Raw genomic sequence first — 6,154 nt, forward strand, 5'->3', positions numbered from 1 at the left:
ATGCGAATTATTGTCTACGGTAGTTTACGGCGCAAGCAAGGTAACAGTCACTGGATGACGGACGCCCAGTTGTTGGGCGAACATGACCTGGAAGGCTTTGATATGTACAACTTAGGTCATTATCCGGCAGTGGTTCCCGGAGATGGCACTGTGCATTGTGAAGTTTATCGGATTAACTCATCTATTATGAATGAGTTAGATGAACTGAAAAGTAATACCAAGGATTATCGGCGTGAATTGATCCAGACGCCTTACGGCAGTGCCTGGATATATCTTTACCGTTTACCGGTTGAAGGATTACCACGGATTTACAGTGGTGATTGGCTTAAGCGCCATGAAGAAAATGATAAGCCGCAAAGCTAGATAAGCAAAAAAACACCGCACAATGGCGGTGTTTGAGGTTAATGACAAAGTGCCTGTAGTGGTGAAGACAGGCAGATCGTAAAGACGCCGTAAACCCATCCCTGGGGGCTCGAGCCGCGCCGTCCTTGGCGCGGACGCTTTACTCTTCTACCTGCCTTCACCTTGCAAGATCGAGTCCTTAGGGTTTGTCAGCAGTCTGAACACCGCACAATGGCGGTGTTTTTGCTATGTATTTTTTGTTATATAAAACAGAAAATTACTTCTTAGCGCGTTCGAAAGAGGACAGGATTTCGGCTTTAGCGGCAGCGGCATCTTCCCAACCGTCAACTTTCACCCATTTGCCCGTTTCCAGATCTTTGTAATGCTCAAAGAAGTGCTTGATCTGAGCTTTCAGCAGCTCTGGCAGATCTTGCACGTCCTTAACGTGATCGTATTCTTTGGTCAGTTTGCTGTGTGGAACCGCGACCAGCTTGGCATCTTCGCCTGCTTCGTCAGTCATTTTCAACACGCCAACTGGGCGGCAACGAATCACTGAGCCTGGCTGCAACGGATATGGCGTTGGTACCAGCACATCAACCGGGTCCCCATCTAATGACAAGGTATTGTTGATGTAACCGTAGTTGCACGGATAAAACATCGCAGTAGACATGAAGCGGTCTACAAACAGAGATCCAGTCTCTTTATCGATTTCGTATTTGATCGGATCCGCGTTTGCCGGGATTTCGATCACAACATAGATATCTTCTGGCAGGTCTTTACCTGCGGGTACTTGGTTCAAGCTCATGTCGGTTTCCTTTTATCAAACCAGAAATGGAGTGCTGGCTATTATAGCCAAGTCTTATCTGAATTCCTGTCCTTTTCACTGCTTGATGATGGTGAGATTGCCTGAATCAAGGCTATTCCAGGGAGATAAAATACTGTCATTATCTAAATGTATCTATTTTAAGCTGTTTTTCCGGTGATGGTTCAAGACGACTCTCTTAGCGCCGATAACTTAATCAAATAATAAGACCGTCCGCTGTACTGCTAACACTTTGTAATCTTAACCATTTGCACACAACCGGAAAAAACCGATGTTAAAAAAGATTACCATTAAGAATGGGCTTATTGCCCAGCTAAGCCTTATGTCATTGATTTTATTAATTGTCAGTGTAATTGGCATTAATTCAATCCAGGAAAGCTCACGTGCATTACAGGCCATAAATCAAATCCAAGGGGAGGAGCTGGGATCATTATCAAATAGCTTTACTGCCACATTAAGTGCCAGAACTGAGGCGGCATTAGCCATTCATCAATTAGAGATAGGCTTGATTGATGAGTCTTTGCAAACTGCAAAGCAGGCCGAGGAGTCACTGGCATTATCGCAAAAGGAGATGGCACGGTTTGTCAGCGCGGTATCTGAGCGCGGAGATGGACAGGAGCTGGCGACTAATATCCAAAAAAGTTATAAAAATTATGTTGATAAGGGCGTTATACCCATGTTGACGGCCATTAAGGCCGGTTACGCTGACGAGTATTACGAGGTGCTGGAAAAGAGCATTACCGATATCAGCAAAGCATTTAATAATGATGTCGCAACCTTTCGCAGTTATGCGTTGAATGCTGGCCAGTTACAAATTGATAAAGCCAATAGTGCCGCCAAAATTAAATTAGCCATCATTGTGGCTGCGGGCATAATCACCTTAATTTCTGCGGTGTTGGCATGGTTTGCGCTTAAATACATCATTTTGCAGCCATTGGAGCAATCAATTCATCAGTTGGAATATATAGCTGATGGCGATTTAACTCACAATATCAACAGTGAGGGCAATACGGAATTGGCCCGGCTGGCAAGAGCGCTGCAAACCATGCAGCAATCGCTGGTGGCCTCTGTCAGTAATGTGCGCGATGTTGGTGGTCAAATTGGCATTGGATCGCGAGAATTAGCCGCTGGGAATAACCATTTGGCGGAACGCACTGAAGAATCTGCATCTTCATTGGAACAGACGGCGGCCAGTATGGAACAGTTGACCTCGACGGTGAAAATGAATGCTGAAAACTCGGATCAAGCCAATCGCCTGGCGATGAGTGTGTCGGATATCGCCAGTAAAGGCAGTAAAGTCGTCAGCCATGTGGTTGATAAAATGCAGGCGATTACCACCAGTTCACGCCGTATCTCCGATATTATTGCTGTGATTGACGGCATTGCGTTTCAGACCAACATCTTAGCGCTTAACGCGGCAGTTGAAGCTGCCAGAGCCGGAGAGCAAGGCCGTGGTTTCGCGGTGGTGGCGGGCGAGGTGCGCAATCTGGCTCAGCGTAGCGCACAATCAGCAAAAGAAATTAAAGACTTGATTGTTGAATCGCAAAATCGAGTGCGGGAAGGGGCGGATATGGCTGAATCCGCAGGGAAAACCATGCATGAGATTGCCGATGAAGTGAACCGCGTAACTGCATTGATGCGCGAAATCTCAGCTGCTTCTTATGAGCAAAGTAGCGGAATTGAGCAAGTGAATGTCGCTATTGCTCAGATGGATCAGGTGGCGCAGCAGAATGCCACATTAGTGGAGCAAGCGGCTGCGGCAACGCGTTCACTAGAGGAACAAGCCGATGCGCTGTCAGCCAGTATGGCAGTATTTAAATTACAAGGTGATGAGCTGGCGGTCGTAGCATAAAAAAACAGCGGCTTAGTGGGCCGCTGCTTTCTAATATTAGCGATAGTTACTTAGCTTCTTCATCCGGGAATTTGGCGATAAAGCCTTCTGCATCTTCAACCATGGATTTAGTGCCGACGAAGAAAGGTGCGCGCTGGTGCAGTTTCTCCGGCACGATATCCAGAATGCGATTAACCCCATCAGTGGCTTTCCCACCGGCTTGTTCTGCCAGGAACGCCATTGGATTGCACTCATACAGCAAACGCAATTTACCTTGCGGATGGCTGGCGGTGCTTGGGTAGATATAAATCCCCCCTTTCAACAAGTTACGATGGAAATCGGCAACCAGTGAGCCAATATAGCGCGAAGTGTATGGGCGCTGGGTGGCTTCATCCTGCTCCTGGCAATACTTGATGTATTTCTTCACACCCAATGGGAATTTAATGTAATTCCCTTCGTTGATGGAATACATGCAACCGGTTGCGGGATAACGCACTTTTTCGCCGGACAAACAGAAAACGCCCAGCGATGGATCATAAGTGAAGGTATGGACGCCATAACCGGTGGTATACACCAACATGGTTGACGAGCCGTACACCACATAGCCTGCCGCAACTTGCTTGGTGCCTGGTTGCAGGAAGTCTGCTTCAGTAATTGGTGTGCCAAATGGGGTGATGCGACGATAGATGGAGAAAATAGTACCGACGGACACATTCACGTCAATGTTTGAAGAACCATCCAGCGGATCCATCAGAACCACATATTTGGCATTTTCTGCGCGGCCACCATCAAAGATAACAATGTCATCTTCTTCTTCTGAGGCGATACCGGCTACTTCGCCACGCGCTTTTAGGGCGGCTTTCAATTTTTCATTGGCAAACAGATCGAGTTTCATCTGGTCTTCGCCTTGAATATTTGAAACACCGCTCGCACCTAAAATATCAACCAGACCTGCTTTGTTGATGTCGCGATGAATGATTTTTGCGCCGAGTTTGATTGCTGAAAGTAATGCAGTTAATTCGCCGGTGGCGTGAGAGAAGTCTAGCTGTTTCTCAACGATGAATTCGCCTAACGTTTTCATGACACAATCCCTGAATCTACGGTTAAATATCGATTTATTAACGAACAACTCACTTAATGGCAGCAGTGTAGCCCAAAGGTAAGAATTATTCATAGGCAATTCCATTTCTTCTCTTTGATTCTGAGCGGTAGAATGGTGACAAACTCGAAGCTATTAATACGGAAAATTTATGCGCATTCACATATTAGGTATCTGCGGCACTTTCATGGGCGGCCTGGCGATGCTCGCCCGTTCATTAGGTCATGAAGTGACGGGATCGGATGCTAACGTGTATCCGCCGATGAGCACACTGCTGGAGAACCAAGGGATCGATTTGATCCAAGGGTATGATCCTGCTCAATTAGATCCAAAACCGGATCTCGTCATTATCGGCAATGCCATGACCCGTGGTAATCCTTGTGTTGAAGCAGTATTAGAGCAAGGTATTCCGTATGTGTCTGGCCCACAATGGCTGCATGACCATGTGTTGCCGGAGCGCTGGGTATTGGCAATCGCCGGTACCCACGGTAAGACTACAACTGCCGGAATGGTGGCCTGGATACTGGAAGCTTGCGGCTATGAGCCGGGTTTTGTGATTGGGGGCGTACCGGGTAATTTCGATGTTTCAGCCCGCTTAGGGAATAGCCCATTCTTTGTCATCGAAGCTGATGAATATGATTGCGCCTTCTTTGATAAGCGCTCCAAATTTGTTCATTACAGCCCAAGAACGTTGGTGATGAATAATCTTGAGTTTGATCATGCTGATATCTTTGATGACCTTAAAGCCATCCAGAAGCAATTTCATCATCTGGTGCGCTTAGTTCCAGGTACGGGCAAGATTATTGTTCCAGATAATGATAATCACTTAAAACAAGTGATGGCGATGGGCTGCTGGAGCGAACAGGAACTGGTGGGTGAAACAGGCAGCTGGTTTGCACGTAAAGTTGCAGTAGATGCCAGTGTCTATGAAGTGTTCCTCGACAATGAATTAGTCGGTGAAGTGAGTTGGTCATTGGTGGGAGAGCATAATATGCATAATGGCTTAATGGCCATTGCTGCTGCCCGCCATGTGGGCGTGCTACCGGCAGATGCATGTCGGGCGCTGGGGGATTTTATTAATGCCCGTCGCCGGTTGGAATTACGCGGTGAAGCTCATGGTGTCACGGTTTATGATGATTTTGCTCATCATCCAACAGCAATACTTGCGACACTGGCAGCACTGCGCAGCAAGGTTGGCGGAACAGCGCGAATTCTGGCCGTACTGGAGCCGCGTTCTAACACTATGAAGTTAGGGATGTGTAGAAATGAACTGGCTCCTTCATTAGGCCGTGCTGATGAAGTATTCCTGTTCCAGCCACAGCATATCCCATGGCAAGTCGTCGAAGTTGCCGAAGCTTGTATTCAGCCAGCGCATTGGAGTGCTGATATCGATACATTAGTTGATATGGTGGTCAAAACAGCTCAACCAGGGGATCACATCCTGGTGATGAGTAACGGCGGTTTTGGCGGTATTCACGATAAGCTATTGAGTGCTTTGAGTAAAAAAGCAGAACATGAGGCTGAGTCTCAAGAGTAGAGCAGATAAAAAAAGCCCCCGCATAGCGGGGGTAAAAGGGTTCGTCGGATAGACGACGAGGGATTATTCTGTTGTTGTGCTGATTTAACTCACGAACTTGTTGTAAGAGATACTCTATTCAATATGCTGAAAGCGAATATTCAGTAGATTGGATAAACCACCAGGTTACGAAAGTATGCCCCTTATTACGGGGCATTTACTTTTATTTCTTAGAATTAAACTTACTTGTAGATCTCAGCAGTAGCATGCCAGTTGTTCTCTTCGCGAGCTTCAATCACTTTGTAAGCTTTAGCGCCCATTGCATCGGCTTTCTCAGACAGCGCCTGGCGAATATCAGAAGGTGCACCATTCAGGCCGCTGACGGTAATAGTCCCCATCGGCTGTAAGTTAGCTGCTTGATTTTCACTAATAGAATCAGCTGCAAAAACACCAAATGACAATGCAGATAAAATGCTCATGGTTGCGATAGTAGTTTTAACTTTCATATTATTGCCTCTATTTATTCTTTTATCACTTCATAGG

6 protein-coding genes are annotated in these 6,154 nt (G+C 46.6%); 3 read left to right on the forward strand and 3 right to left on the reverse strand.

Annotated elements, in window-relative coordinates; genetic code table 11:
• On the forward strand, positions 1-363 hold the full coding sequence (locus HU019_RS13810; protein ID WP_019080701.1) for a gamma-glutamylcyclotransferase family protein: 363 nt from the start codon (positions 1-3) through the stop codon (positions 361-363).
• A gap of 256 nt (positions 364-619) precedes the next feature.
• Here the strand turns inward: HU019_RS13810 and ppa are convergent, their stop codons facing one another.
• Positions 620-1,147, reverse strand: a complete 528-nt coding sequence (gene ppa, locus HU019_RS13815) for an inorganic diphosphatase (RefSeq protein ID WP_002210169.1) — start codon at positions 1,145-1,147, stop codon at positions 620-622.
• 289 nt (positions 1,148-1,436) lie between these two features.
• Between ppa and HU019_RS13820 the strand changes: the two genes are divergently transcribed.
• Complete coding sequence (locus HU019_RS13820; protein ID WP_174849107.1) at positions 1,437-3,017, forward strand: methyl-accepting chemotaxis protein; 1,581 nt, start codon at positions 1,437-1,439, stop codon at positions 3,015-3,017.
• A gap of 46 nt (positions 3,018-3,063) precedes the next feature.
• On the opposite strand, the gene fbp is transcribed toward HU019_RS13820, so the two are convergent.
• Complete coding sequence (gene fbp / locus HU019_RS13825; protein ID WP_004875434.1) at positions 3,064-4,077, reverse strand: class 1 fructose-bisphosphatase; 1,014 nt, start codon at positions 4,075-4,077, stop codon at positions 3,064-3,066.
• 169 nt (positions 4,078-4,246) lie between these two features.
• Here fbp and mpl point away from each other — a divergent pair, with 169 nt between their 5' ends.
• Positions 4,247-5,632, forward strand: a complete 1,386-nt coding sequence (mpl, locus tag HU019_RS13830; protein ID WP_174849108.1) for a UDP-N-acetylmuramate:L-alanyl-gamma-D-glutamyl-meso-diaminopimelate ligase — start codon at positions 4,247-4,249, stop codon at positions 5,630-5,632.
• A gap of 221 nt (positions 5,633-5,853) precedes the next feature.
• Here the strand turns inward: mpl and yhcN are convergent, their stop codons facing one another.
• The gene (gene yhcN, locus HU019_RS13835; RefSeq protein WP_005175416.1) at positions 5,854-6,117 is read right to left on the reverse strand and encodes a peroxide/acid stress response protein YhcN; all 264 of its coding nucleotides are present in this window, start codon (positions 6,115-6,117) and stop codon (positions 5,854-5,856) included.
• Positions 6,118-6,154 lie beyond the last annotated feature (37 nt).

This window comes from Yersinia artesiana, assembly GCF_902726545.1.
Taxonomy (GTDB): domain Bacteria; phylum Pseudomonadota; class Gammaproteobacteria; order Enterobacterales; family Enterobacteriaceae; genus Yersinia; species Yersinia artesiana.